This is a genomic window from Bradyrhizobium algeriense, assembly GCF_036924595.1.
Classification (GTDB): Bacteria; Pseudomonadota; Alphaproteobacteria; order Rhizobiales; family Xanthobacteraceae; genus Bradyrhizobium; species Bradyrhizobium algeriense.
Genome location: NZ_JAZHRV010000001.1, coordinates 2,739,789 through 2,762,849 on the forward strand (window position 1 = coordinate 2,739,789; position 23,061 = coordinate 2,762,849).

The following is a 23,061-nucleotide window of genomic DNA, read 5'->3' on the forward strand; positions in this document are numbered from 1 at the left end:
CTCCAGACCAAGTCAGAAATTCCGGATTGCCACGCGTGGACCATCGGGGGTCACGACGACGTTCTGCGTCGGCACGATCTGTTCGATCTGCGCGGTGCGCGCCGCCACCCTGCGCGCCTGCAGCCATTGCGGGAACCACATAGCGATGGCCGGGAAGATCAGCACCAGCGCCACGCAAGCGACCTGCAACACCATGAAGTCGGCCATGCCGCGATAGATCAGCCTCAGGTTCCATTCCTTGACGACCTGCTTGAGATAGTAGGCCGACATGGCGACTGGCGGAGACAGGAAGGCGGTTTGCAGCACGACCGCGACGATGCAGCCGAACCAGACCATGTCATAGCCGAGGCCCTTGGCCACGGGCGCCAGCATCGGCAGGAAGATGAAGACGATGGCCGGCCATTCGAATGGCCAGCCGAGCAGGAAGATCAGGGTCAGGAGCAAGGACATCGTGCCCCAGGGCGGCAGCGGCGAAGCGAGCAGGGCGTTGGTCATCCAGGTCGCCGTGCCGAGCCATGCGAACACGGCGCCGAACACGTTGGAGGCCACCGCGAGGAGCAGCACCATGCTGGTCGTTGCCAGCGTGGAGTAGCAGGCGTCCAGCAGGCCTTTCCATGAGAACCGGCCGTAGGCAATGACAAGGAGGATCGCCCCCAAGGCGCCGAACGCCGCCGCCTCCGCGGCCGTCGTGATTCCGGCGAGGATGGCGCCGAGTGTCACGATCGTCAGCACGGTCACCGGCACGAGGCCGACCAGGCATTCCCACAGCACGATCCGCATCGAATCGGGCCGCTCCTCGATCGGCACCGGCGGGCCGAGCTTGGGATTGAAGTGGCAGCGGATCAGGGTGTAGGCGATGAACATCGCGGACAGCAGGAAGCCCGGGCCGAAGGCTGCCGCATAGAGATCGATGATCGAGATATCGAGCACCGGCGCCATCACCACCAGCATCACGGACGGCGGGATCAGGATGCCGAGCGTGCCTCCCGCGGCGATGGAGCCGGCAGACATCCGCACATCATAGCCCGAGCGTATCATCATCGGACCGGCCATGATGCCGAGCAGCGCGACGGTTGCGCCGACGGTTCCAGCAGCTATGCCGAACAAGGTCGCGGTGAGAATGACGACCACGTAGAGCGCGCCATTGATTGGCGCAAACAGGTCGCGGAACGCCCTGAACAGCCGCTCCATGAGTCCGGCCTGGTCGCAGATGAACCCCATCAGGATGAACATCGGCACCGCGACGAGTTCGTCCTGCTTCATCAGGCCGATGGTCTGCAGGTAGGCGAGGTTGAAGACGCGCTCGCCCATGCCGACGTAGCCGAACGACAGCGCCAGGAACAGCAGCGTGAAGCTAATCGGCAGGCCGATGAAGATCGCCCCCAGCATCACGAGGAGCATGACAAGTCCGAGGAGTTCGAGGCCCATCATATCTCGATCTTTTCCTTGTGCTCGAACTCGCGCCCGAACTGGACCTGGTACCAGCACTTCAGGACCTCGGACACGCCCTGGATCATGAGAAGAAGGGCAGCCAGCGGGACCGTTGCCCGGAAGGGCCACATGATCGCGCGCCACACGCTTTCCTGCGACCGTTCACCGGTGTCATAGGAGTGCAACGCATCGTCATAGCTGATCAGCATGAACGTGATCATGGCCGGATAGAAGAACAACAGATAGGAAATCAGGTCGACGATACCCTTCTTCCGCTCCGAGTAATTCTCCCAATAGATGTCGGTGCGAACATGCGCGCCCTTCAACAGCGCGTATCCCGATCCAAGCATGAAGGCCGCGCCGTTGACCATGAAGCTGGATTCGTAGACCCAAACGGTTGGCGCGCCGAACCCGTAACGCATGACGACCTCGTAGGAGATCGTCACCACCAGAAACAACATCGACAGGGCGATGAGTTTGCCGGTCACATCAGTGAAGCGGTCGATCGCCCGTATGATCGAGTAAAAAGCGCGCGGGAATTCGCCGCCCGGATTGCTGGCGACCGAAGCACTGCTGGGGTCCGCGGACATGATCGCTCCTCTTCAGGCAGTGCTGGCGTCCGGCGGTTCGGACGCCAGCAGCTCCGTTACAGAGAGATCACTTCTTGGTCAGATAGATCTTGTTCTTCCAGTAGTACTCGCCGGCAAAGTTGTACGGCGGGAACCAGGAGAGCTTGAACGGCACGATCTGTTCGGCGTAGGCCTTCTGGCTGTCGATGACTTTCCTGTAGAAGGGGTTCTTGGCCGCGTGCTCGGTCTGGATCTTCTCCCACTCGTCGAGGAAGTTTTTCAGGATCTCGTCGGGCGTACGATGCATCTGCACGCCCATCTTGATCAGTTCCTGGCAAGCGTGCGCCGTCTCGCGGTTGAAGGCGAAGTTGCGCTGCGTCGTGGCGTAAACGCTCGCCACCTTGATGATCTCCTGCAGGTCCGGCGTGAGCTTCTTCCAGACGTCACCATTGATCATCAACTGGCCACCGGTGACCGGCTCGTGCATGCCCGGCGTGTAGTAGTGCTTGGCAACCTGGTGCAGACCGAGTTTCTTGTCTTCCTCGCAGTTGATCCACTCGGCGCCCTCGATCACGCCGCGCTCCATCGCCGGCACGATCTCGCCACCGGGAATGGTGACGACCGACACGCCGAGCCGGCCGTAGGTTTCCGCACCGATGCCGTAGATCCGGTACTTCATGCCCTTGAGATCGGCGAGGCTGTTGATCTCTTTCTTGAACCAGCCCATGCCCTGCGGGTAGTCCGTTGGGATCGGGAAGCCGACGACGTTCAGCTTGAGGACGTCGCGGTAGAACTCATCCAGCAGCTTCATGCCGCCGCCGTCATAGTACCAGGCCCAGTAGTCCGAGCCGTCCATGCCGTACAGCGGGCCATGCGACATCGGTATCGTCGCGGTGTTGCGGCCGAGGATGTAGCCGAACGGTCCCATGCCGACATCGAGAACGTTCTTGGAGGTGGCGTCGAACACCTCGAACGGCGGCACGATCGCTCCCGCCGGAAGCGTCTCGATCTTGAGGCGTCCGGCCGTCATCTTTTCGACGGTCTCCGCCCACAGCTTGAAGATGAGATGGAAGTTCGAGGATGCGGGGTGGGTCGACTGACCCTTCAGCACTAACGGCTTTTCAGTGGTTTGAGCGTGAACCGGCTGAGCAAAGATGGTGACGATTCCAAGAGTCACCGCTGCAAGCATAGTTGAAGCGTACCTCAACATGTTGTGGTCCCTCCCGATGATGATATGTATGTTTTTTCTTTTCAGGGTGGAACCGCGCCTGCGTACTGTCAAGCGATCTCTGACCGCGGCTGGCTTCGGCGAGGCTGATTGTACGAAAGGATGACGCTCTAAGCGCTGCGCCGCCACGGCGTGACGGTGACATCATGCACTGCATCAAGCGTCCGCACGTCACCGGCACGTAGCCCATGCGCGGCGAGGATTTGCTGCGGCGTACGGGCAGGGACGCCGGGAAAGCAAGGCTCGCCGCCGGGCAGGCGAACATGCGGCGCGACCGAGAGCCAGAACACGTCGTAGCGGTCCATGAACATGCCGAACACGCCGGGACCGCCGATGATCGCAACAGTGCCGTCACGCACGCCTGCCTGCGCGCAGGCAGCTTCGAAGGTCGCACCCGCGGGATTCCACAGCGTGGCGTTCGGATTGGACGGATCGGGCGCAATCGCCTCGACCGTCCGCGTCAGGATGACGCGCCTGCGCCGCGGCGAGTTCGGCTGGTCCTCGTAGGAGTTACGGCCGTGCAGGATCAGGTCGGCGCGGTCGAGGGCGGCGGTGAAAAACGCCTTGTCGCCCTCGAACTTCAATTCGTCGGGCATGACATTGCGCGCGTCGGCGAGCATGCCGTCCGCCGAGACGATGACATAGCCTTCGATACGCAGCGCCGGCACAGGGGCGTGTCGCTTAGCGTTATTCCGAGATCGTCTGCACGACGCTGGACACCGGACGCGAGCTCACGGTCGGCAGCTTCAGGTCCTTGACGATGTCTTCGTCATATTGGGCGATGGTCTGCACCGGCGTCTTGGCGCGCATCGCAACCACCTTGTAGCCGCCGGCCTTCAGCTTCTTCAGGAGCTCGGGCAGGGCTTCCGCGGTATGCTTCTGGAAGTCATGCATCAGGATGATGCCCTTGCCGTTCTTTTCGACCTTGCGCATCACGTTGTCGATGATGGTTTGCGCCTTGCTCGCCTTGAAGTCGAAGGAATCGAGGTCGCAGGAGAAGATGCCGATGTTGCGGGCGCCGAGATAGGTCACCATCTCCGGCGGGTGTTGCAGTGCAGGGAAACGGAAAAACGGCGCCGGCGCCTTGCCGCCGAGCGCCCATTTCACGGCGCTGAAGCCTTTTTCGATTTCATCCTTGCGCTGCTGTTCGTTCAGCTTCTTGTTGACGAGGGCGGCATGCGACCAGGTGTGCGACCCGATGGAATGGCCGGCCGCCATCACCTGCTTGAGGATTTCGGGATAATAGGTGGCGTGCTTGCCGATCGGGAAGAAGATGCCGGTGGTGCATTCCTCCGCCAGCGCCTTCAGGACCGCAGGCGTGTTCACCGGCCACGGACCATCGTCAAACGTCAGAACAACTTCCTTGTCGCGCAGGAAGTCGAGCTCCTTGAAATGCTCGAAGCCGAAACCGGGCCCGCCCGTGGTGTCGATCTCGACGGTGCGGCCGATGCCGAGCGCGTTGGGATTGTTGCAGGGCGGACGGGTCGAGACAGGCGCTGCCGCCGGAGCAGGGGCGGCGGCTGCCTGCGGGGCAGTGGGAGCGCCCTTAGCGGACGGCGTCTGTGCCCACGCCGCGCTTGATGCCAATAGCGAAACCGCGCCTGCAAAGATCGTCCCTGCCGCAATACGCATCTTGTTTTCCCTAAATTTGAATCCCGCACCCGGTCGCCGCGCTGCCGTCGTCCGGTCTGCCTCCATTCCCCGAAGCACATAGTAGCCTAGTTGGGGCAGCCGCGCCAACGCAACCGCTGCGGTTACGCCCAGCCGATTTGTCAGCGGACAGGTTAATTCAGGAAGCGGCCAGGGCCCGAGCGATGGCGGTCTTCACCCGTGTATCCACGGGGTTGACAGACTCCGGAAAAACGTCGGCGATGTAGCCGTCGCGGCCGATCAGGTATTTGTGGAAGTTCCAACGTGGAACATCCTTCGGTCGCGCCTCCGCCGCCCATTTATAGAACGGATGCGCGCTCGGTCCCCTGACGACGGCCTTCGCGGCGATCGGAAAAGCGACGTGGTGGCTCTGCGCGGTCGCGGTGATTTCGGCCGCGCCGCCCGGTTCCTGGCCGCCGAAATCGTTGGAGGGGACGCCGACAATCATCAGGCCGCGGTCGCCAAACTCGGTCCACAATTCCTGCAGCCCGCCATATTGCGGGGTGAAGCCACAGAGCGAAGCGGTGTTGACGATCAGGATCGGCCGGCCGGCAAATTCGGAAAGCCTGATATCGCCGCCGGCCAATCCCGGAAATGAAAACGCGTAAGCCGTGATCCGGCTCATGCCGGCCTGCGCCAGGGATTGCCTGTTCGAACTGACGGCTGCGATCGCGGCCAGCGCCGCTGATATCACGCTCCTGCGGTCCATCATGGAAAGCCTCGACAGCGGTTCAACTGACGAAGGATAGCGCAACGCGCGGGACGCTGCCGCTCAACAAGCCGTTATGGGAAACCATAGCGTTTTCGAGCGAAGTGGGTACCGGTTCGCGTAAAGAAAACGCGTCAGAAGAAGAGATTAGCGCAGCGGGACGATGAAGTCGGTGCCTTCGCCGGTTTCGCCGCCCTGGTTGATGCCGTGATCGGACACCACGATCGAGCTGCCGGTGGTCAGCACCTCGGCGATCCGCGCCATGGCTTCGGGAGCAACGGTGATGCGGTCCAGCGCCTCGGCGGGGCTGTTCGGCATCGGCAGCGGCCTGGCCTCGGCAAGCGATCCGCCGACCACCTTGCGGCGCCGTGCCGCGCGGTCGTCCTCGTCGGTCCGGGCCGCATTGCGGGCCGTGACCGGCAGCGAGACCACCGACCAGCGCAACAGGTTGGGATCCTTTTTGTCGGCCTCGGCGGTGAAGACATGCGTACCCAGCGGCCGGTCGCTCGGCGCGATGGTGATCGGAACGTCGAACTGCGGCTTGAAGTTCTCGCGGACGTACAGCTTGGAATCCTTGCGGCTCACGAATACCGCGATCTGGCCGGGACGCCTGGGCGGCTCGGCCTTGGCAGCCGCGCCGGGCGGCCGCGCCGTATCCTTCTTCACGTCGGGTGCAACCGCCGGCGTATCGGCGACCGACTTGACGGGCTCGGCGGGCCTTTCGGCTGCCTCGACCTTCGGCGTTTCAGTCCTGGTGGGCTCCGTATTCGCAACCGCTGCCGTGGGAGCCTCGATTTTTGTTTCCGAACTGACTTCGGCTTTCGCCTCGCTGGGCTCGTCCTCGGGCTTCACGCTCTCGCTTGCGGAGACTTCGGTCTTTGTGAGCGCGCTGGTATCGGCCGCGTTGGCTGCCGGCTCGGATTTCTGTGGGTCCGCTTTGGCCTCCGCGTTCGACGTATCGCTGGCAGGCTGGACTCCGGCTGCAGACGAGGTTGCATCTGATACGATGACATTGATTGCCGGCATCGCGCCGCGGGCATCCGCCGTGTGGGTCTGTTCGCGCAACGGTGCCGCGTGACCGACGGTCGATCGGAGATCCAGGCCCGCCTCCGAATTCGCCAGCTTGTTCGCATGGCCAGCATCCGCGCCCTTGTCGCTCTTCACCGCGGGCGCGTCGTTCGCCGGATCGTTGGCGATGAGGGGCTGCGGCACGACCTTCTGCGCCACCAGCAATGGATGCGAGAAACTGGCAGGCGTGATCTGGCCCGGCGTGATGATGACGCGCGCGCCCATCCTGGTCCAGTTCCACATCTTCACGGCAAAGGCCGTCGGCATGCGGATGCAGCCGTGCGACGCCGGATAGCCGGGCAATACGCCGGCATGCATCGCAACGCCCGACCAGGTGATGCGCTGCATGTAAGGCATCGGCGCGCCGCTGTAGATGTTGGAGCGGTGCATCCTGTGCTTCTGGATGACGCTGAACACGCCCATCGGGGTCGAATGACCCTTCATGCCCGTCGAGACCGGGCTTTCGGCGAACAGGCCGTTGGCGTCGTAGACGCGGACCTTCTGCTGCTCGATCGACACCGCAATGATCAGCGGCCCCTGCGGCTTGGCGTTGGTTTCCTTGATCGCCGCCTCGGTCTTGGCGGAGGGGCGGCGGGCCTTCGGCTTGCGCGGCTGCGCCACCGGCGCCGGTCGGTAGTAGTTGGGATCGGAGTCCTGCCAGTAGAACAGGGCAGCAGCATCTGCCTGGTGAACGGCAACCAAGGTGCCGGCCGCCGTCAACATCGCCAGTTGCCAAAATCGCCGTCTGCAAAATCGCCGTTTTGAATTAGCTGCGCCCGCAATACCCGCACTGAAAACTCGATGCCCGCTCACGCGCTTGATCCTCAAATCCGGTTACTCGAATCCACTCTTCCGATAATTATTTGTTGTTGCAGAGGCAAAACGCGTTCACCAGCGTAGGCCTTCTAATTTCAGCGATTTTCGCCCCGATCGTAGCAAAAAAGCCTCACAATCCGTTAAACGGCGGTCGGTTGGGCACCTCCGGGCGGCGGCCTTCCTGTGCGGCTTTCCGGCCACTACATAGGCGGCGAGCCCTTCAGCGGAGATATCAATGACATCCAAGGCCATCGTTAAGTGGAACAAGAAGTGGAGAAGTCTGGCCTTGGGGGTGTTGGCGCTGTTGCTTTGGCAGGCTGGCCCAGCGTCGGCCGCCGACGAGCCCGACCTGATTTTTCGCCGCTCGACCGTGTTCAAGTGGCTGAGCCCGAACGACAAGCTCGCGACCTACGCGGTCGACGACCCCGAGGTCGATGGCGTAGCCTGTCACTTCACGGTGCCGGAAAAGGGCGGCTTCAAGGGCTGGCTCGGCCTTGCCGAGGAGGTCTCGGACATTTCGCTGGCGTGCCGCCAGATCGCCCCGATCCACTTCAAGCACAAGCTTGAGCAGGGCGACGACATGTTCCGGCAGCGCCGCTCGCTGTTCTTCAAGAAGATGCAGATCGTTCGCGGCTGCGACGCCAAGCGCAACGTGCTGGTCTATATGGTCTATTCGGACAGACTGATCGAGGGTTCCCCCAAAAACTCGACGTCCTCGGTGCCGATCATGCCCTGGGGGGCCGCCGACGCCGCGGTTCAGAAATGCGGTGAATTCATCCAGTAAGTCTGATGCCAGCCAAGATCCCGGGTCCGAGAACGGATCCGGCATGAGGGCTTCGGGCTTACCGTTTGACCGGATTGGAATATTGGCGGGCCCCCGGGCCGGGCCCGGCCTTGCGGTCGCGACAACCGACCAGCTGCACGAGTTTTTGCGGCGCCGAAACATTGCCGCGAAATTCGCCGCCTTGCTGCGACATCGCGCCACAAAGGCTCACAGGATGCTCTGAGGTTTTTCCTTCCGAGTTCTTTCCCTGGCGCTCCACCGGCTGGCCGGGTTTGCGGGTCGGGGTTGCACTGCCAACATCGATGTTGCCATTACCCACGACGGCTATCCTTTGTTGAGGAAGGGGTCACAACGCACAAGCACACGGAAAGTTGCACGGCGTTGAGTCGGCCGGACTGGGGCTTGGGTTCATCCGATCGGCCGGTGAACGAGGCCGTCCTCATCCATGCGAGGAGGGCCAAAGCGGCTTCGATGGCGGGCTTCCAGTGTTCAGCCTGATCCTCTCAAGTGCGAGCGTCGCGGCTGAATTCATTGAATTTTTCCGGCTATTGTTTCGTCCGATCGAGCCGACGAAACAATTCTCCTGTGCGACGAAACCATTTTCCGTTTTTGGCGCAGATGTCCGGAAACAGCCGATGATTATCACGTGGCCAACGAGACGGCGGGCACTGCCGGCCACCGACTACCGGAGACAGTCAGATGCGGACCACCAGCTTCATCCTCGCCTTCGCCTTCATTCTGGCTGGTCCCTCGATGGCTGGTTCTTCCGACCAGCAACTGCCGGGTGTCGGTACCTTCGCCTATCATGGCTCGCCGGTTGCGACGCCTGCGTCCCAACCGATGGTCGTGGCCGCCAACTGAGCGTGGCGGAACTTTTGCAAAAGCAGTCCTTTTGCAAAAGGTCGCCGATAGCAAAAAAGATCGCCGGTAAAGGCCCTACATGTTCGTACGCATCTGCTCCGCTGTAACTCTGTCGTTCCTCCTTCTCAGCGGCTCGGCGCAAGCTCAAGTCCAGCTCCAGTTTCAGCCGCCACAGACTTCGTTCCGCTCCCTGTTCAAGGTGCCCGATCCGCGCGGCGAGTTCGTGCGGCTTTGCGCGCCGCATATGGTCGGACGCTGGGCGCATCCCGAAAGCGTTTGCGGCTGCCTGCACGACTATGCCGCCGCGACCGTGGAAGATGCCGACCTGCGCGAAGCGCTGCTGCGCGGCATCAGCGAGACCGGGGTGCCGACGATCGAGACCGCGTGGGTGCCGGTGTCGAAGCAGTCCGAAATCGGCCCGACCTTCACCAAGATCGCCAAGCCGACATTGCAATGCATGTTCGAGCCGGCAACGAACCAGTAAGGCTGGCGCGGCTTGGCTCCACGTCCCCACAGGCCTGACACACCGGTCACGGCCATTGTAAGCAATGGACCGGCTGACGATCTGCGCGACGCGCTGTGGCGCGAGTCGTCGGCCGATACGGAAGCTGGTAGGATAGGTTCGGCCTCGGGACAGGCCGCATAAAGGAGCTGCCATGCGATCGCTTGTTATCGCCCTCGTCGGCGCGTTGTCGTTCTCGGTATCTCCGGCCTTCGCCGCTGACGCAGCGACACAGGAAGCCAACAAGAAAGCCGTGCTCGAATTCTACGATGCGGCACTCAACCGCAAGGATTTCGACGCCGCCGCGAAGTTCTTCGGACCACACTACATCCAGCACAACCCGACGGCCCCGGATGGCATCGAAGGCTTCAAGGCCTTCCTCGGCTTCCTGCGCGAAAAATTTCCGGACTCCCGGAGCGAGATCAAGCGCGCCTTCGCCGACGGCGACTACGTGATCCTGCACGTTCACAGCGTGCGCGAGAAGGGCACGCGCGGCCGCGCCATCGTTGACATTTTCAGGCTCGAGAACGGCAAGATCGTCGAGCACTGGGACGTCGTGCAGGAGATCCCGGAGAAGGCCGCCAATAGCAACGGCATGTTCTAGCGCTACAAGATTGCCGCTATCGCTTCTTCGTTCCCAGCCGCTGAATGCATTTGCGGGTGCGTAGCACGCCTGAAGTCGTCATCTGCGAGCCCTGGACTTCCTTGATTTGTCCTGCCGGGCACGATCCGTCGTCGACGAGGACGCGCTGACCGAGCCGCAGGTCGATAATGTCCTGCTCGCGCGAGGCTACCTGCGCGACGGCGGGACTCGCAAGGAGCCACAGCGCGACGCCCGCGGGGAGAGCAAGCGATCGGGCAGCTTTTGTCGTCATCATTCCGGCCTCGCTCACTTGGTCTTGATCTTCAGCCCATCGGGCCCGACATTGATCTGCAGGCCTTCGGGTTCCTGCTTGGCTTTGTAGAGATTGTAGCTGAGCACGCCGACCGCGACGATCAACACGCCGATGACGAGATACAGAACGTTGCGATTGCCGGGCATCCGGTGTTTCCGCCGTGATATTGAATCAGGCGTCGAGCTTAGTGACGCGGCGGCGATTCTGATAGGGCGACGGCCGACGCCTGCGCGTCAGATCGCGGCCTTCCGGTTGACCTTGCCGGTTCCACCCTTGTTCGGCTTGCGACTTATTTGAAAGGCAGCGAGCGATGACTTCGCCAGCCGTTCGGCCGACGCGATCAATTGCGGCAGGGGATGGCCGGCAAAGCCGAGGACGAAACCTGGAAGGGGACGCGCACGAAAATAGGTTTCCGCCAGCAGCCAGCCCGCGACGCCGGCCTCCGCCTTGGCCTTGGCGGCCACCAGCGGATCGGTCGATGGATCGAACCGCGCGACCAGATGCAGGCCCTGCGAGGGCACCGGCACCGTGAGAAGCCCGTCCGATGCCGCCGACAAGGTTGAAGCCAGGACGTCACGCGCTTCGCGATAGATCCCGCGCACCTTGCGCAGATTTGCCGCGAACGCGCCGGAATTGAGCATATCCGCCACCGCGCCCTCCAGCAGCGTGCCCGGAAAGCGGTCGAGCGCGGCGCGGGCCGTCGTCACCGGCCCAACCAGCCGCTCCGGCAGCGCGCAGTAGCCGATGCGCAATCCGGGAAACAGCGTCTTTGCAAACGTGCCCATATAGATGACGCGCGAGAGATGATCGATGCCGGCGAGCGACAGCAATGGCGCACCGTCGTATCGAAACTCGCTGTCGTAATCGTCCTCGATCACGAAGGCGCTCGTCTCCCTTGCCCAGTCGAGCAGTTCCAGCCGCCGCGGCATCGACATCTGCACGCCGAGCGGAAACTGGTGCGACGGCGTCACATAGGCCGCGCCCGCCGATGGCGCCAGCGCCCGGCCTTTGGCCACGATCATGCCTGATGCATCGACTGGGACAGCGACGGGGCGCAGGCCGCAATGCCCGATCGCTCTTCGCGCGGCGGGATAGCCGGGATCCTCGCACCAGATTTGATCGCCGGGCTTGAGGATTGCGCCCAGCACGATCCGCAAGGCGTGCTGCGTTCCCGACGCCAACATGATCTGGTCCGGATCGCAGCGCAGCCCTCGCGCCGCCAACAAATGATCGGCAATCGCGGCGCGCAGTTCGCGGCTGCCCCTGGGGTCGCCGTACTGCAGGTGCTCGTTGCCGAAGGCGCGCATGCGCCGACCGGCAAACGACCTGAAGCGCTGCAGCGCCCTTTCATCGATATGCGTGCAGCCGAGCGCGAGCGCGCCTTGCTGCGGCGCCTCGACCGCGATCCTGGTCTTGCGTGCGTCGTTGACGCGGGCGGGAATGCGGGCGGCGACGAACGTGCCGGAGCCTGTGGTGGCTACCGCAAAGCCGTCCGCGATCAGCCGCTCATAGGTCGACGTGACGGCGTTGCGGCGAAAGCCGGTCTGCTTTGCCAGCGTTCGCTGCGGCGGCAGCGGCTCTCCCGGTTTGGCGATCCCGCCTGTGATGGCGTGGCAGAGCGCCTGGTAGAGCCGGTGCTGCGAGGAGGCGTCTTGCGTTACATGGGGCCCGTCAAGGTCGAGCGGAAGCTCGGCCTTGCGCCGGGTCGCCGGAGAATTGGTCGGAATTTTTCGCATGGAATTGGCACTATCGCAGACCAAATTGGCCGGTACAACTTCTTCGACTGGGCCAATCCCGAGAGGAGCTGACGTGATAACCGAAGGCGAGACCACCACTTCCTACCCGTTGTCACCACGCAACCGGGTCAAGCGCCTGCACGAGCGCGGCTCTTACGACAAAGCGACAATTCACGGCCTGCTCGATGCCTCGATGCTCTGCCACGTTTCCTACGTGGTCGACGGCCAACCCTACTGCACGCCAACATTCTTCTGGCGGGAGGAAAACAATCTGTACTGGCACGGCAGCAGCGCCAGCCGCATGTTGCGGAACCAGTCCGACGGCCAGAGGGCGTGTCTCACCGTCGCCCATCTCGACAGCCTGGTGCTGGCCAGATGCGGCTTCAATCATTCGGCGGATTACCGTGCGGTGATGGCGTTCGGCACTGCCTACCTCGTCACCGATGCGGCCGAGAAGGAGCGTGCGCTGGTCGCGATGGTCGACCGCTTCTTCCCCGATCGGACCGCGACCTTAAGACAAAGCACGGTGCAGGAGATCAAGGCGACGTCGGTGATAGCGATGGAAATCGAGCAGGCGTCGGCCAAGATCAGGTCGAAGGGCGTCGCCGACGACGACGAGGACTACGAGCTGCCGATCTATGCCGAGCGCATTCCGGTGCGTACCGTGCTGGGCGCGCCCGAACCGTGCCCGCGGCTGCTCGACGGCGTCGAGCGCCCGGCGTCGCTGCGCGGCTATTCGGAGGGCCGCCTGCTCGAAGATGCATTGCGGGATGCGCATTTTGCGCATTACGCCGGCGGCTGAGATCGGGGTAGGGTGCGCGCTCCCGATCTCCTTGAATTCTCGACTGGAGCCGCCGCATGACGACCGATACGCAACAAAAAATCCTCGACGCCGTTGACGCCGGCTTTGATGCGCAACTGGCGACGACAAGGGATTTCGTTGCTATCCCCTCGACCCGCGGCGCCGAAGGGCCGTGCCAGGACATGATCGGCGATCTCCTGCGCCAGCGCGGCTATGAGGTCGACGACTGGCATATCGACGTCGGGGATTTGAAGGATCTGCGCGGCTTCGGTCCGATCGAGCATGATTTCTCCAGGGCGCGCTCGGTTGTCGGCACCTACCGGCCGGCGAACAATGTCGGCAAATCGCTGATCCTGCAGGGCCACTGCGACGTCGTTCCGACAGGCCCCCTCGACATGTGGGAGACGCCACCGTTCTCGCCGGTCATCAAGGACGGCCGGATGTACGGCCGCGGCGCCTGCGACATGAAATCCGGCACCATCGGCGCGCTCTATGCGCTGGATGCGATCAAGGCCGCAGGGCTGAAGCCGACCGGGCGCGTTCACTTCCAGTCCGTGATCGAAGAAGAGTCCACCGGCGTCGGCGCGCTCTCGACCTTGCAGCGCGGCTACCGCGCGGACGCCTGCTTCATCCCGGAGCCGACCGGCGAGACCATGGTGCGCTCGCAGGTCGGCGTGATCTGGTTTCGCCTGAAAGTGCGCGGTTTTCCCGTGCATGTGTTCGAGGCCGGCGCGGGCGCCAACGCCATCATGGCGGCGTATCATCTGATTCATTCGCTGCAGAAGCTCGAAGAAGAGTGGAACGAGCGCGCCAAGAAGGATCATCACTTCAAGGCGGTCGCCCATCCGCTCAACTTCAACCCCGGCATCATCAAGGGGGGCGACTGGGCCTCCAGCGTGCCCGCCTGGTGCGACGTCGATTGCCGGATCGCGGTGCTGCCGGGTTGGTCGATTGCGGAATGCCAGAAGGAGATTTTGGCCTGCGTGTCGGCGGCGGCGAGGGACCATCGCTTCTTGTCCAACAATCCGCCGCAGGTGGAATGGTCGGGCTTCCTGTCGGAGGGCTATGAACTGACGAATTCCGCCGCGCCGGAAGCCGCATTCGCAAAAGCGTTTGGCACCGTCTACGGCGGCACGGTGCCGGACCGTGCCTTCACCGCGCTGACCGATACCCGGTTCTACGGGTTGAACTACAACATCCCGAGCCTGTGCTTCGGCGCGACGGGTGCGGCGATGCACGGCTTCAACGAATATGTCGAACTGGAGTCGCTGCGGAAATCGACGAAGGCGACCGCGCTGTTCATCGCGGAATGGTGCGGGGTGGAAAGGGTGTAGCAGCCGCGCTGCCGTAGGGTGGGCAAAGCAAAGCGTGCCCACCATCGCTTACGCCGGATTAAAGAATGGTGGGCACGTCGCTACGCGCCTTTGCCCACCCTACGAAGCTTCCGGCCACAACGCCTTCACGATCGCATCCAGCCCGTCCGTCAGCGCCGCTGGCCCCGGCTGCAGGATGATCGTCGACTTTATCTCGACGATGCGGTTGTTCTTCACCGCCGGGATATCTCCCCAGCCCGGACGCTGCCGGATGCGATCCGGCACGACCTTCTTGCCGCACCAGGAGGCGAGGATCACATCGGGTGCGGCCTCGCGCACCACATCAGGCGCAATGATCCGGTCCTTGGCCGCCTGCTGAAACCGCAGTTTTGGCAACGCGTCCTCGCCGCCGGCGATCTCAATCAGTTCGGATACCCAGCCGATGCCGGAGATCAGCGGATCGTCCCACTCCTCGAAATAGACTTTTGGCTTGGGCGATGGCCGGGGCGTCGCGGCGATCCGCGCAAGACGCTGTTCAAGATCACTAGCAAGTTGATCGGCACGTTCCGCTGCCCCGACAATGGCGCCAAGCGTGCGGATCATCGCGAAAATGCCCGCGATGTCGCGCTGGTTGAAGACGTGGATGGCGACGCCCGCGCGCACCAGGTCGGCAACGATATTCGCCTGCAGGTCGGAGAAGGCCAGCACGAGATCCGGCTCCAGCGCCAGAATCTTCGGAATGTCCGCGGAGATGAAGGCGGAAACCCGCGGCTTTTCGCGGCGCACTCCCGGCGGCCTCACCGCATAGCCGGAGACGCCGACGATGCGGTCCTGCTCGCCGAGCAGGTACAGCGTCTCGACGGTCTCTTCGGTGAGGCAAACGATCCGGCGGGGTGGGAACTGGCGCATACGGACGATATGCCGAATTAACAGGGCATTGTCACGGCAGCCATTACCTGGGAAGTCATTGCCTGGCTTACGTGCGCCGTCCATGCTTCGATCGGGATCGATGGATCGGGCACTCGATCCCGCGTATCAGAAGTACCTTGCAAGAAACGGGAGGACTGCCGGAACATGTCGCTGCTCGACAAAGTCAATGCGATGAAGATGCCGTTCGCGGAGCTGAAGGGCGTGAAATTCACTGAAGTCGAAAAGGATCGCGTGGTCGCGCGTATGCTGGTGCGGCCCGATCTCTGTACGCTGCGCAACACGATTCACGGCGGCGCGGTGATGGCGTTCGCGGATTCGGTTGGCGCTGCGGCGACCGTCATCAACCTGCCTGAGGACGCCAAGGGCACCACGACGATCGAGAGCAAGACCAACTTCATCGGCGGCGCCAAGGAGGGGCAGACGGTGATCGCCACTGCAACCCCGGTGCATCGGGGGCGCCGCACGCAGGTCTGGCAGACCCGGCTGGAGACCGAGGACGGCAAGCTGGTAGCGGTCGTCACGCAAACGCAGATGGTGCTGTAGCTTCAGGCCGCCTCCACCGTCTGCACGGCGTTGAGCATTCCGGTTTGCGGATGACAATCCACATATTCGAAAAGCTGTTCGTCGGCGCGGGCGACGGTGACTTCGTGGTAGAGCCGCAGTTTTGCGGCCGGTCCCAGCGTCGACAGATATTTCATGGCGGCGCCGAAAATCCTGACATGGGTCGGGTGCGATTCAGCCCAGCGTTCCAGCGCCGACAGGCTTTTCCACCAGCTCATGCCGTAGGATTTTTCGGTCGTTGTGCCGTCGCGGCCGACGACGGCCATGTAACGGTTGGCGTAGCAGCCGATCGAACGTCCCTGGTCGCGCAAGAAATCCATGCCTTCCCGCAGCACCGGCTCGACATCGCCGAGATACATCTTGCGTTCGGCGGCTTCGGTGTCGCCCCAATCCTGACCCGATCGGATCAGGCAGAGGTTGTCATGCGGGACGATCCGGATGCGCGCGCCGTCGCGGATCGCGCGGGGCGCGCCTGACGGCGCCATCTCGCTGGTTTGCGACAACGGGATGCGGTCGCGCATACCGCCCCAATAAGCGTGCTCCAAAACCTCGCCGCTCATGCCGTCGGCGAGAACGGCGACGCCTTCGGGCCTTCCAAGGGAGGACAACAGCGTCTCATAGCCCTCCACGGAGGGATAAAGCGCTTCGATGAAGGTACCGAACCCGTTGTTGGTCCGCTGCTCGCCGGTCCAGCGCTCGCGCGCGGCCGGAAACCAGCGATCGAATATTTGCCGGTCGTCCCAGTACGCCACTGTGACGACGTTGGTGAAGCCGGCCTCGTCGACATAGCTCGCGCGGTCCCAATGCGATGGGCCATCGGCCGTTGCGAAATCCGACGCGAGCCGGGCCAACGCCTGCTCGGCGGCGGCCGGCGGCGCGCCGCGGGACTGGAGGCCGAAATAGGCCATCACCACCCGCGTCACACTTGGCTTGTGCCGTGCCACGAAGGACGGGTAGGGCGGCGCATAATCGTCGCCGACCCGGCGGTGGCGCGTACGTGCAGTTTGCAGATGCTCGGGGATCGCGGATTCCATCGGCCTGCTCCTTGTCGGAATTGAAGCGTCTCAGGCCTGCAGCCTGATTTCGCTCATGACCTCGGCATCGACAGGTAGCGAGAAATGCTCGACGCGGTTGGCACGCGTGGTGTTGAGCAACAGCCGCGTGACGTCGGGCCGCGAATAATGCCCGGCCGGATCGGCGGCGTTCTTCGCTACCCCAATCATGCCGAGATCGATATCGGCATACAAAATGCCTTCCTGGTCGGGCGGCAGTTTCTCGGCCAGCGAACTGCCGTCCGGTCCGTAGATCACGGCGTGGCCGCCGCCGGTATGCAGGAAGGCGTGTTTCTCGGGGCTGTCGCAGAGCTCGTCGATCATCGCCTGCGAGACCACAGCGCAGGGGCCGAGGAAGAAGCACGACCCTTCGACCGCATAGACCTTGCTGGCGGCGTTGTTGACCTCATGGCCGAGCGCATGCGCGAACGGATCGTACAGCGAAAAACTCGGCCAGGCGCCGACATGCACCTGTTCGTTCTGGGCGTACATCGCGTATTTCGACAATGGCTGCAGATGCTCCCAGCAGCACAGCGCGCCGAGCCGTCCGACGTCGGCGCGATCGTGGACCGCGAGGTCGCTGCCGTCGCCTTCGCCGAACACGGTGCGTTCGGCATGGGTAGGACGCAGCTTTCGGCGCTTGGCGATGGTCTCGCCGTCGGGGCCGATCAGCCATTGCGCGATATAGAGACTGCCGCCGTCGCGCTCGGATAGTCCGAGCACCGCGGTCAGCTTGGCGCGCTTCACGGCGTTGCGGATTTTTTCCGCCTGCGGGCTGTTGAAGGCGAGAGAATTGTCGAAGTAGCGCTGCACAAAGCCGCGGCCGATCGCCCAGGCGGGCGCGCCGAGCCAGATCTGCCACGGATATCCGGGAATGAAGGTCTCGGGAAACGCGATCAGCTTGGCGCCTTGCGCGGCAGCTTCCTCGATCAGCGTAATGGTCTTGTCGACGGTGGCATCGAGATCGAGAAAAACCGGCGCCGCCTGAACCACCGCCACCTTGTATTTCTGATGAACCAGACCCATCGCACCATCCTTTCGCATTCGCGACCGATATTCGCTGGGTCGCAAGCCTACAGCCATGGCGACGCACGCCGCTTGTCCGCAGCGGCACGAAAACTTGTCTTAACCGGCAGATGGACGCCGGATGGCTGTGGCGTGGCAGGAAGGAGGATGCGGCGCGGTCAATGGCGCAGCTGCTCGCGCCATTCGCGCGGCGAGACGCCGAACCGCTGCTTGAAGGTGCGGCTGAAATGGGCGAGGTCGTTAAAGCCCCATGCGAAGGCGATCTCGCCGATGTGCCGGGCCTGATACGCAGGATCGGCGAGGTCGCGCTTGCAGCGCTCCAGCCGCTGCGTCTGCACGTAGCCGCGGAACGAGGTCTGTTCGGCGGCCATCAGATCGCTGGCGTAACGCGGCGAGATTCCTGTCGTCGCCGCGGCGCGCGGCAGCGATAGTTCGGGATCGGCGAGATGCGTCAGGATATGATTCTTGAGGCGATAGAGCAGCGCTGACCGGTGGACCGACTGGTCCGGCAGGCGCGCGTGCAGCCTGTCGGCAAGCGTCATCGCGAGCAGGTCGAGCGTCTGGTCGAGCAGGCGGCTTGCGGCCGCGGCATCGACCTGCTCGATCGTCCGGCTCACATTGCGCGCGAAATCATAGGTCAGCCGTTCGAGCGGACGATCGCCGGCGAACGTGGTCGCGGTCAAACCATCGAACGAGCCGACGCGCTGTTGCAGCAGCTTGCGCGGCATCTGGAAGATGGTCTGCGAAAAACTGTCGTCGAAGCGCAGCTCGTAGGGGCGGGTGGTGTCGTAAATGGCGAATTGTCCCGCGGAAACGATCGCCTCGCGGCCGTCCTGGAAGACGCCGTTCACGCCATTGTTGCCCAGCGCCATCAGCACGTAATCTTCGCTGGCGCGGGCTATTCGCGACGGCGTACGGAATACCCGCTGGGCGGTGGAATCGACCTGCGTAAGCGCGACCGGTCCGATTCTGCATTGCGACACCGCGCCCCAGAACGCGCCGCGCATGTCCGATTTGCAGTCGAGGCCGACGAAGGTGTCGCAGACGATGTCCTGCCACACCGCGAGCCGGCGCTCCGGAAGGCACGAACTCGTGTCGAGCACGACAGCCACGACGGACCCCCACGAACCATCCGGGTGTTGTTTAAAGCCTGCAGCGTTCAGAAATAAGCAATCCCCGTGCCCAGTCTGCGCCGGGTGCCCAGCCTTCACAATTGGTTAATAGTGATGTCCCTAAGCCGCTGGAATGATTGCCATTATTTAAGGCAGTATACGGACAATCCGGGCTTGAATTTCATGCTGCGATGCACAATATAGTTGGTCTAGGGATTCGACGCCTCCTCGAGGGCTTCTCTCAGAGGAGTTTAAGATATGTACCTCACCCACATCGCGGCCGCGCTTGCCAATAGCAGCGTGCGCACGCTGAGCCAGCAGGAAGAATTGCCGCTGTTGCGCGATCACCTGCTGCGGCTCGACCGCACCAGCCGCCGCGACCGTTTCCATGGCTTCATGGACGACAGCTTCATCGAGCGCTACGCCGAGAAATGCGCCAATGACGGCACGACCATCATCGCCTTCTTTGAAAACGGCGTGGTTCGGGGCGCAGCGGAGCTGCATCCGCCGGACCAATCACCGGATTCGCTGCCCGAGATCGCGTTCAGCGTCGAAGCGTCGGTGCGTCGGCGGGGCGTCGGCAGCATCCTGTTCCGCAAGCTGATCACGGTGGCGCGCGCCAAGGGCTACAAGAGCCTGCGGATCACCACCGGCGCGCAGAACGAGCCGATGCGGGCGCTCGCCAACAAGTTCGGCGCGCAACTGGTGTTCCGCCACGGCGAATCCACCGGCACCATCGACCTGACGAAACAGGATCACACAGAGCTTGCGACCACCTGGGCGGACAGCACGCTGAACGCCGTGCGCACGGTCGCGAATTTCAACCGCGCCTATTGGCGGATGCTGCTGCGGATGTATGGCTGGGGCCGCGCCGCCTGAGCGGCGCGTTCAATCAGGGCAATTCGCTGATGTTGGATCCAGCGAATTGCCCAGAACTTTTAGAGCCCGGTTCTGATTGAATCAGAACCGGGCTCTGGTCTTTTCAAAAACGCTATGGGCTTCAGGTACCGGTCCGCTTGTCGTTGCCGAATCGCCTGATGACACGGCGCTCGACCACGACGGCGCGCTGGGCGCCTTGCTCGCCCGCGATGATGCGGGTGGCCGATCGCGCTACCGCGCGGCCGGTCTTTTTCACTTCAGCCAGCACTTCCTCGTAGGGCAGGCCCATCAGCGCGGCGGCGATTTCCGCCTGCTGCTGCTGATCGTCGGTGATCCCTACCGCGGCGAAGATTGCCTCCTCCAGCGTCGGCGGATCCCGCCGCACGCGCCGTGTGCCGTATTTCGTGTTCCAGTCTTCGCTCATCGGGGCCTCGCAATCTGATTGCGGAGATACCTAGGTGCCCGCATGTTGCATTGCAATATCAATTTCGCATGGCAATACAGCCATGCGTCTACAATCTCTCAAGTCTGGTAGCCTCATACAGTTCGATGCTGGTGGCCTGATCCGCGAGCGATTGCAGTGCGCGGACGAAATCGCGCGAGGCGGGGACCGCAAAATGGGCCAATAGAACGGCGCGATCGGCCCATTGCTCGAAAAACACCAGCCGCAGCGGATTCTCGCAGTCGACATGGACGGCGTGGGAGATGCAGCCGGGCTCGGTGCGCGAGCGACGGACGTGTTTGAGACTCAATTTGCGCACCTCGTCAAAGCTGTCCGCGCGCGCGGTCACGCTGCCGGTCACCACGATCATGTTGTCCTCCCGTTTTTGTCGCAGCTCTCACGGCGCGGAATCGCCGGCGGCGCTCAGGTCCAGCGGCTGCTGCGGCCAGCGCTTCAGCGCGGCATGTCCGGCATCGGTCAACACATAGATGCCGCGCTCGGCGCGATCGAACCAGCCATAGACGTTATGCAACAGGATTTTTCCGGCGTCGGGAATTTCGATTCGCAAATCCTTCACACGCCGCGGCCCGCCTGACAGCGCCGAGGCGCAGGCCAGCGCCTGCTGGCGATAGGCCGTCATGATCGGCGCGCGCGTCGAACCGCCCATGGCAGGATCGCCCTTGCGCTTCTGATGCTCGGCGACCAGCCGTGACCGCTTTTTTGGGTTGCGGCGAGGGGCTGCCGTCGCAGGCTGGACGATCACCTCGACATCGCCCGTGTTGGTGACCGCCAGCATGCCGAAGCCCAAGCGGCGGCAGAGATTGCGATAGCGGGCGTCGCTCTCGCGGCCCTTGCCGCGGGCCGATAATTTGGCCGCGAGCCAGACCTCGTCGGCAGCGCCCGCGCGATCCACCGCCTGCAGGATCAGTTCCAGGTTGAAGGAAAGCTTCAGTTCGCCGATCACCACGACCGGCGGATCGTCGCCGCTCAACGCCACCAGATCGCAGCCCCCGACCTCGCCCTTGACGGTGAAGCCGAGCTTTTCCAGGAAGCGTTTGACGGGAAGATAAAGCGCGGTTTCCAAGATTTGCTCCGGCGGCGCGTGGGCCGCGACTCAACGTCCGGACTCTAGCCGAATTCCGGCAAAGCGTTTGATCGGGCAGCATCTCAGCGGCTAATCTGGGGCCGGGGACAAGGCCAACGGCAATTGAGGGAACCCCGCGATCGATCGTTCGCGGGGCATAGACCTTTGCCGATTTTCGGAGTGAGCAGGGCGTGCTGAAGGGGTTGTACAAATTCCGTTTCACGACGGAGCGCGGCGAAGGTTCCGGCGTGATGTTCGCCACCGCGGGCGGCCGGCTCTATGGCGGCGATTCCGGCTCTTCCTTCGTCGGCCATTTTGTCGAGGCCGACGGCGTCGTCTCCGCCGAATGCGTGATGTCGCGCCACTACCACGATCCCGGATATGTCCCGATTATCGCGATGCATTTCACCGGCGTGCGCCGCGGGGAGGAAGTTCATTTCGAGGGCGGCAGCGCGGCCTTGCCGGGAGTCCGGTTCACGACCGTGCTGACCCCGATCAACGATTCCGACGCGCCGCCGCCCGGTGCGGTCGGCCCCGACGGGATCGGCAACGGGCTCTACTCCATCCACATCCGGATGCTCGACGGCATCGACGCCGGCAACACCGGTGTCATGATGCTGCATGACGGACGCATCAGGGGCGGCGATGCGTTCTTCGACTATACCGGGGCCTACACGGCGGCGAGCGGGAGATGGAAGGGCGAACTCGTCAACCGCGAGCATACGGCGGCAAAGGGCGAGCGGCCGGTGTTTGGCGGCCATGAGGTCGGCATCGGTTTTTCCGGCACCTACGACGCCGATGGCGCCGAAGGCGAAGCCACCGCGCTCGCCGGCAAGCGCAGCATCCGCTTCAAGGCGGTGCTGCGAAAGCTGGTGGAGATTGAAGGCTAAACTCTCCCGTTCACCGGCAGCAGCGCGCCGGTGACGGCGCTGGCGGCGTCGCTGGCGAGGAACAGGATCACGTCGGCCAATTCCTGCGGCGTCACCCATTTGGCGAAATCGGCTTTGGGCATGCTGGCGCGGTTGGCCGCGGTGTCGATGATCGACGGCAGCACGGCGTTGACCGTGATCTTGCCCTTGAGTTCGGCGGCAAGCGCCTCGGTGAGGCGGTGCACGCCGGCCTTGGAGGCGGCGTAGGCGCCCATGCCACTGCCGGCCTGCAGCGCGCCCATCGCGCCGATATTGACGATGCGCCCGGCGCCCGACGCGATGAGATGCGGGATTGCCGCGCGCGATGCGTTCAGCGCGGTCATGACGTTGAGCGCGTACATCCGCTGCCACGTTTTGGGATCGCCGTCGGTGACTGTCTCGAATGCGAAGCCGCCGGCGATATTGATCAGCGCGTCGAGCTTGCCGAAATGCGCCGCAGCGGCCGCGATCGCCTTGCCGGCCTGGGCTGCATCGGTGAGGTCGACACCGCCGAGCTCGAACAGATCAGCCGTGGCCGGCACTTGCGTCGGCGCATGATCGACGCTTGCAATCCGGGCGCCCCGCGCCAGCGCTTCGTCCACCACCACCCGGCCGAGCCCACCCAGCGCGCCGGTCACGACAATGACTTTTCCGTCCATGAAGGGCCTCCGGCTGCCGGGAAACGGGAGCGCACCATATCAG

At 63.4% G+C, this 23,061-nt stretch carries 28 protein-coding genes; 9 read left to right on the top strand and 19 right to left on the bottom strand.

What is annotated here, in order from left to right; genetic code table 11:
- Window positions 1–12: 12 nt before the first annotated feature.
- From V1286_RS13450 to V1286_RS13480, 7 genes are all read right to left on the bottom strand, one after another.
- A complete protein-coding gene (locus tag V1286_RS13450) occupies window positions 13–1,428 on the bottom strand; it encodes a TRAP transporter large permease (RefSeq protein WP_334480221.1) in 1,416 nt (471 codons plus the stop codon).
- On the bottom strand, window positions 1,428–2,021 hold the full coding sequence (locus V1286_RS13455; protein WP_334480222.1) for a TRAP transporter small permease subunit: 594 nt from the start codon (window positions 2,019–2,021) through the stop codon (window positions 1,428–1,430). Before V1286_RS13455 ends, V1286_RS13450 begins: the two co-directional genes overlap by 1 nt.
- A gap of 67 nt (window positions 2,022–2,088) precedes the next feature.
- Entirely contained in the window at window positions 2,089–3,111 is a 1,023-nt protein-coding gene (locus V1286_RS13460) for a TRAP transporter substrate-binding protein (protein ID WP_334480223.1), read from the bottom strand.
- 227 nt (window positions 3,112–3,338) lie between these two features.
- Window positions 3,339–3,848, bottom strand: coding sequence for a dihydrofolate reductase (locus V1286_RS13465; RefSeq protein WP_108519362.1), 510 nt, complete (start codon window positions 3,846–3,848; stop codon window positions 3,339–3,341).
- A gap of 67 nt (window positions 3,849–3,915) precedes the next feature.
- Window positions 3,916–4,860: a polysaccharide deacetylase family protein gene (locus V1286_RS13470; RefSeq protein ID WP_334480225.1), complete on the bottom strand. Its 945-nt coding sequence runs from the start codon at window positions 4,858–4,860 to the stop codon at window positions 3,916–3,918.
- Window positions 4,861–5,017: 157 nt separating this feature from the next.
- Window positions 5,018–5,590: a glutathione peroxidase gene (locus V1286_RS13475; protein WP_334480226.1), complete on the bottom strand. Its 573-nt coding sequence runs from the start codon at window positions 5,588–5,590 to the stop codon at window positions 5,018–5,020.
- Between the two features lie 144 nt (window positions 5,591–5,734).
- Window positions 5,735–7,378: a L,D-transpeptidase gene (locus V1286_RS13480; protein ID WP_334480228.1), complete on the bottom strand. Its 1,644-nt coding sequence runs from the start codon at window positions 7,376–7,378 to the stop codon at window positions 5,735–5,737.
- Window positions 7,379–7,706: 328 nt separating this feature from the next.
- Between V1286_RS13480 and V1286_RS13485 the strand changes: the two genes are divergently transcribed.
- Window positions 7,707–8,255, top strand: a complete 549-nt coding sequence (locus V1286_RS13485) for a CreA family protein (protein ID WP_108519265.1) — start codon at window positions 7,707–7,709, stop codon at window positions 8,253–8,255.
- A gap of 58 nt (window positions 8,256–8,313) precedes the next feature.
- On the opposite strand, the gene V1286_RS13490 is transcribed toward V1286_RS13485, so the two are convergent.
- The gene (locus tag V1286_RS13490; RefSeq protein WP_334480230.1) at window positions 8,314–8,574 is read right to left on the bottom strand and encodes a hypothetical protein; all 261 of its coding nucleotides are present in this window, start codon (window positions 8,572–8,574) and stop codon (window positions 8,314–8,316) included.
- A gap of 380 nt (window positions 8,575–8,954) precedes the next feature.
- On the opposite strand from V1286_RS13490, the gene V1286_RS13495 reads away from it, so the two are divergent.
- The 3 genes from V1286_RS13495 (at window position 8,955) to V1286_RS13505 (ending at window position 10,222) form a co-directional block, all read left to right on the top strand.
- Window positions 8,955–9,116 carry a hypothetical protein gene (locus V1286_RS13495; RefSeq protein ID WP_334480231.1) on the top strand — a complete coding sequence of 54 codons (162 nt, stop codon included), beginning with the start codon at window positions 8,955–8,957 and terminating at the stop codon, window positions 9,114–9,116.
- A gap of 79 nt (window positions 9,117–9,195) precedes the next feature.
- Window positions 9,196–9,600 carry a hypothetical protein gene (locus tag V1286_RS13500; RefSeq protein ID WP_334480232.1) on the top strand — a complete coding sequence of 135 codons (405 nt, stop codon included), beginning with the start codon at window positions 9,196–9,198 and terminating at the stop codon, window positions 9,598–9,600.
- 172 nt (window positions 9,601–9,772) lie between these two features.
- A complete protein-coding gene (locus tag V1286_RS13505) occupies window positions 9,773–10,222 on the top strand; it encodes a nuclear transport factor 2 family protein (protein ID WP_334480233.1) in 450 nt (149 codons plus the stop codon).
- Window positions 10,223–10,238: 16 nt separating this feature from the next.
- Here the strand turns inward: V1286_RS13505 and V1286_RS13510 are convergent, their stop codons facing one another.
- The 3 genes from V1286_RS13510 to pdxR all read right to left on the bottom strand — a co-directional run bounded on the left by V1286_RS13510 (window position 10,239) and on the right by pdxR (window position 12,250).
- On the bottom strand, window positions 10,239–10,496 hold the full coding sequence (locus tag V1286_RS13510) for a DUF6719 family protein (protein WP_334480234.1): 258 nt from the start codon (window positions 10,494–10,496) through the stop codon (window positions 10,239–10,241).
- Window positions 10,497–10,507: 11 nt separating this feature from the next.
- Complete coding sequence (locus V1286_RS13515) at window positions 10,508–10,660, bottom strand: hypothetical protein (RefSeq protein ID WP_190241957.1); 153 nt, start codon at window positions 10,658–10,660, stop codon at window positions 10,508–10,510.
- A gap of 87 nt (window positions 10,661–10,747) precedes the next feature.
- A complete protein-coding gene (pdxR, locus tag V1286_RS13520) occupies window positions 10,748–12,250 on the bottom strand; it encodes a MocR-like pyridoxine biosynthesis transcription factor PdxR (protein WP_334480236.1) in 1,503 nt (500 codons plus the stop codon).
- A 76-nt stretch (window positions 12,251–12,326) separates the two neighbouring features.
- Here pdxR and V1286_RS13525 point away from each other — a divergent pair, with 76 nt between their 5' ends.
- Both V1286_RS13525 and V1286_RS13530 read left to right on the top strand, forming a co-directional pair.
- Window positions 12,327–13,052 (top strand): pyridoxamine 5'-phosphate oxidase family protein, encoded by a 726-nt coding sequence (locus tag V1286_RS13525; RefSeq protein ID WP_334489657.1) that lies wholly within the window; start codon window positions 12,327–12,329, stop codon window positions 13,050–13,052.
- Between the two features lie 56 nt (window positions 13,053–13,108).
- Complete coding sequence (locus tag V1286_RS13530) at window positions 13,109–14,386, top strand: ArgE/DapE family deacylase (protein WP_334480238.1); 1,278 nt, start codon at window positions 13,109–13,111, stop codon at window positions 14,384–14,386.
- A gap of 99 nt (window positions 14,387–14,485) precedes the next feature.
- On the opposite strand, the gene V1286_RS13535 is transcribed toward V1286_RS13530, so the two are convergent.
- Window positions 14,486–15,274 carry a cobalamin-binding protein gene (locus tag V1286_RS13535; RefSeq protein WP_334480240.1) on the bottom strand — a complete coding sequence of 263 codons (789 nt, stop codon included), beginning with the start codon at window positions 15,272–15,274 and terminating at the stop codon, window positions 14,486–14,488.
- 165 nt (window positions 15,275–15,439) lie between these two features.
- Between V1286_RS13535 and V1286_RS13540 the strand changes: the two genes are divergently transcribed.
- Window positions 15,440–15,838, top strand: a complete 399-nt coding sequence (locus V1286_RS13540) for a PaaI family thioesterase (RefSeq protein WP_334480241.1) — start codon at window positions 15,440–15,442, stop codon at window positions 15,836–15,838.
- Between the two features lie 2 nt (window positions 15,839–15,840).
- On the opposite strand, the gene V1286_RS13545 is transcribed toward V1286_RS13540, so the two are convergent.
- The 3 genes from V1286_RS13545 to V1286_RS13555 form a co-directional block, all read right to left on the bottom strand.
- A complete protein-coding gene (locus V1286_RS13545) occupies window positions 15,841–16,890 on the bottom strand; it encodes a phenylacetaldoxime dehydratase family protein (protein WP_334480243.1) in 1,050 nt (349 codons plus the stop codon).
- Window positions 16,891–16,920: 30 nt separating this feature from the next.
- On the bottom strand, window positions 16,921–17,934 hold the full coding sequence (locus V1286_RS13550; protein ID WP_334480244.1) for a carbon-nitrogen hydrolase family protein: 1,014 nt from the start codon (window positions 17,932–17,934) through the stop codon (window positions 16,921–16,923).
- A gap of 158 nt (window positions 17,935–18,092) precedes the next feature.
- Entirely contained in the window at window positions 18,093–19,046 is a 954-nt protein-coding gene (locus V1286_RS13555) for an AraC-like ligand-binding domain-containing protein (protein ID WP_334480245.1), read from the bottom strand.
- Window positions 19,047–19,304: 258 nt separating this feature from the next.
- Between V1286_RS13555 and V1286_RS13560 the strand changes: the two genes are divergently transcribed.
- A complete protein-coding gene (locus tag V1286_RS13560) occupies window positions 19,305–19,925 on the top strand; it encodes a GNAT family N-acetyltransferase (protein ID WP_334480247.1) in 621 nt (206 codons plus the stop codon).
- A 121-nt stretch (window positions 19,926–20,046) separates the two neighbouring features.
- Here the strand turns inward: V1286_RS13560 and V1286_RS13565 are convergent, their stop codons facing one another.
- The 3 genes from V1286_RS13565 to V1286_RS13575 form a co-directional block, all read right to left on the bottom strand.
- Window positions 20,047–20,349: a hypothetical protein gene (locus tag V1286_RS13565; RefSeq protein ID WP_108519253.1), complete on the bottom strand. Its 303-nt coding sequence runs from the start codon at window positions 20,347–20,349 to the stop codon at window positions 20,047–20,049.
- An 88-nt stretch (window positions 20,350–20,437) separates the two neighbouring features.
- On the bottom strand, window positions 20,438–20,737 hold the full coding sequence (locus tag V1286_RS13570; protein ID WP_334480249.1) for a putative quinol monooxygenase: 300 nt from the start codon (window positions 20,735–20,737) through the stop codon (window positions 20,438–20,440).
- A gap of 27 nt (window positions 20,738–20,764) precedes the next feature.
- A complete protein-coding gene (locus V1286_RS13575) occupies window positions 20,765–21,451 on the bottom strand; it encodes a DUF2161 domain-containing phosphodiesterase (protein ID WP_334480250.1) in 687 nt (228 codons plus the stop codon).
- Window positions 21,452–21,642: 191 nt separating this feature from the next.
- Between V1286_RS13575 and V1286_RS13580 the strand changes: the two genes are divergently transcribed.
- The gene (locus V1286_RS13580; RefSeq protein ID WP_334480252.1) at window positions 21,643–22,341 is read left to right on the top strand and encodes a GrlR family regulatory protein; all 699 of its coding nucleotides are present in this window, start codon (window positions 21,643–21,645) and stop codon (window positions 22,339–22,341) included.
- Here the strand turns inward: V1286_RS13580 and fabG are convergent.
- Complete coding sequence (gene fabG, locus V1286_RS13585) at window positions 22,338–23,018, bottom strand: 3-oxoacyl-ACP reductase FabG (protein WP_334480254.1); 681 nt, start codon at window positions 23,016–23,018, stop codon at window positions 22,338–22,340. The two genes, V1286_RS13580 and fabG, sit on opposite strands and share 4 nt — an antisense overlap.
- Between the last annotated feature and the right edge of the window lie 43 nt (window positions 23,019–23,061).

Excerpts from the sequence above, each read along its gene's own strand:
- V1286_RS13450 (WP_334480221.1), bottom strand. The coding sequence starts at position 1,428 with ATGGGCCTCGAACTCCTCGGACTTGTCATGCTCCTCGTGATGCTGGGG.
- V1286_RS13455 (WP_334480222.1), bottom strand. The coding sequence starts at position 2,021 with ATGTCCGCGGACCCCAGCAGTGCTTCGGTCGCCAGCAATCCGGGCGGC.
- V1286_RS13465 (WP_108519362.1), bottom strand. The coding sequence starts at position 3,848 with ATGCTCGCCGACGCGCGCAATGTCATGCCCGACGAATTGAAGTTCGAG.
- V1286_RS13470 (WP_334480225.1), bottom strand. The coding sequence starts at position 4,860 with ATGCGTATTGCGGCAGGGACGATCTTTGCAGGCGCGGTTTCGCTATTG.
- V1286_RS13475 (WP_334480226.1), bottom strand. The coding sequence starts at position 5,590 with ATGATGGACCGCAGGAGCGTGATATCAGCGGCGCTGGCCGCGATCGCA.
- V1286_RS13480 (WP_334480228.1), bottom strand. The coding sequence starts at position 7,378 with ATGTTGACGGCGGCCGGCACCTTGGTTGCCGTTCACCAGGCAGATGCT.
- V1286_RS13485 (WP_108519265.1), top strand. The coding sequence starts at position 7,707 with ATGACATCCAAGGCCATCGTTAAGTGGAACAAGAAGTGGAGAAGTCTG.
- V1286_RS13495 (WP_334480231.1), top strand. The coding sequence starts at position 8,955 with ATGCGGACCACCAGCTTCATCCTCGCCTTCGCCTTCATTCTGGCTGGT.
- V1286_RS13500 (WP_334480232.1), top strand. The coding sequence starts at position 9,196 with ATGTTCGTACGCATCTGCTCCGCTGTAACTCTGTCGTTCCTCCTTCTC.
- V1286_RS13505 (WP_334480233.1), top strand. The coding sequence starts at position 9,773 with ATGCGATCGCTTGTTATCGCCCTCGTCGGCGCGTTGTCGTTCTCGGTA.
- V1286_RS13510 (WP_334480234.1), bottom strand. The coding sequence starts at position 10,496 with ATGATGACGACAAAAGCTGCCCGATCGCTTGCTCTCCCCGCGGGCGTC.
- V1286_RS13515 (WP_190241957.1), bottom strand. The coding sequence starts at position 10,660 with ATGCCCGGCAATCGCAACGTTCTGTATCTCGTCATCGGCGTGTTGATC.
- pdxR (WP_334480236.1), bottom strand. The coding sequence starts at position 12,250 with ATGCGAAAAATTCCGACCAATTCTCCGGCGACCCGGCGCAAGGCCGAG.
- V1286_RS13530 (WP_334480238.1), top strand. The coding sequence starts at position 13,109 with ATGACGACCGATACGCAACAAAAAATCCTCGACGCCGTTGACGCCGGC.
- V1286_RS13535 (WP_334480240.1), bottom strand. The coding sequence starts at position 15,274 with ATGCGCCAGTTCCCACCCCGCCGGATCGTTTGCCTCACCGAAGAGACC.
- V1286_RS13540 (WP_334480241.1), top strand. The coding sequence starts at position 15,440 with ATGTCGCTGCTCGACAAAGTCAATGCGATGAAGATGCCGTTCGCGGAG.
- V1286_RS13545 (WP_334480243.1), bottom strand. The coding sequence starts at position 16,890 with ATGGAATCCGCGATCCCCGAGCATCTGCAAACTGCACGTACGCGCCAC.
- V1286_RS13550 (WP_334480244.1), bottom strand. The coding sequence starts at position 17,934 with ATGGGTCTGGTTCATCAGAAATACAAGGTGGCGGTGGTTCAGGCGGCG.
- V1286_RS13560 (WP_334480247.1), top strand. The coding sequence starts at position 19,305 with ATGTACCTCACCCACATCGCGGCCGCGCTTGCCAATAGCAGCGTGCGC.
- V1286_RS13565 (WP_108519253.1), bottom strand. The coding sequence starts at position 20,349 with ATGAGCGAAGACTGGAACACGAAATACGGCACACGGCGCGTGCGGCGG.
- V1286_RS13570 (WP_334480249.1), bottom strand. The coding sequence starts at position 20,737 with ATGATCGTGGTGACCGGCAGCGTGACCGCGCGCGCGGACAGCTTTGAC.
- fabG (WP_334480254.1), bottom strand. The coding sequence starts at position 23,018 with ATGGACGGAAAAGTCATTGTCGTGACCGGCGCGCTGGGTGGGCTCGGC.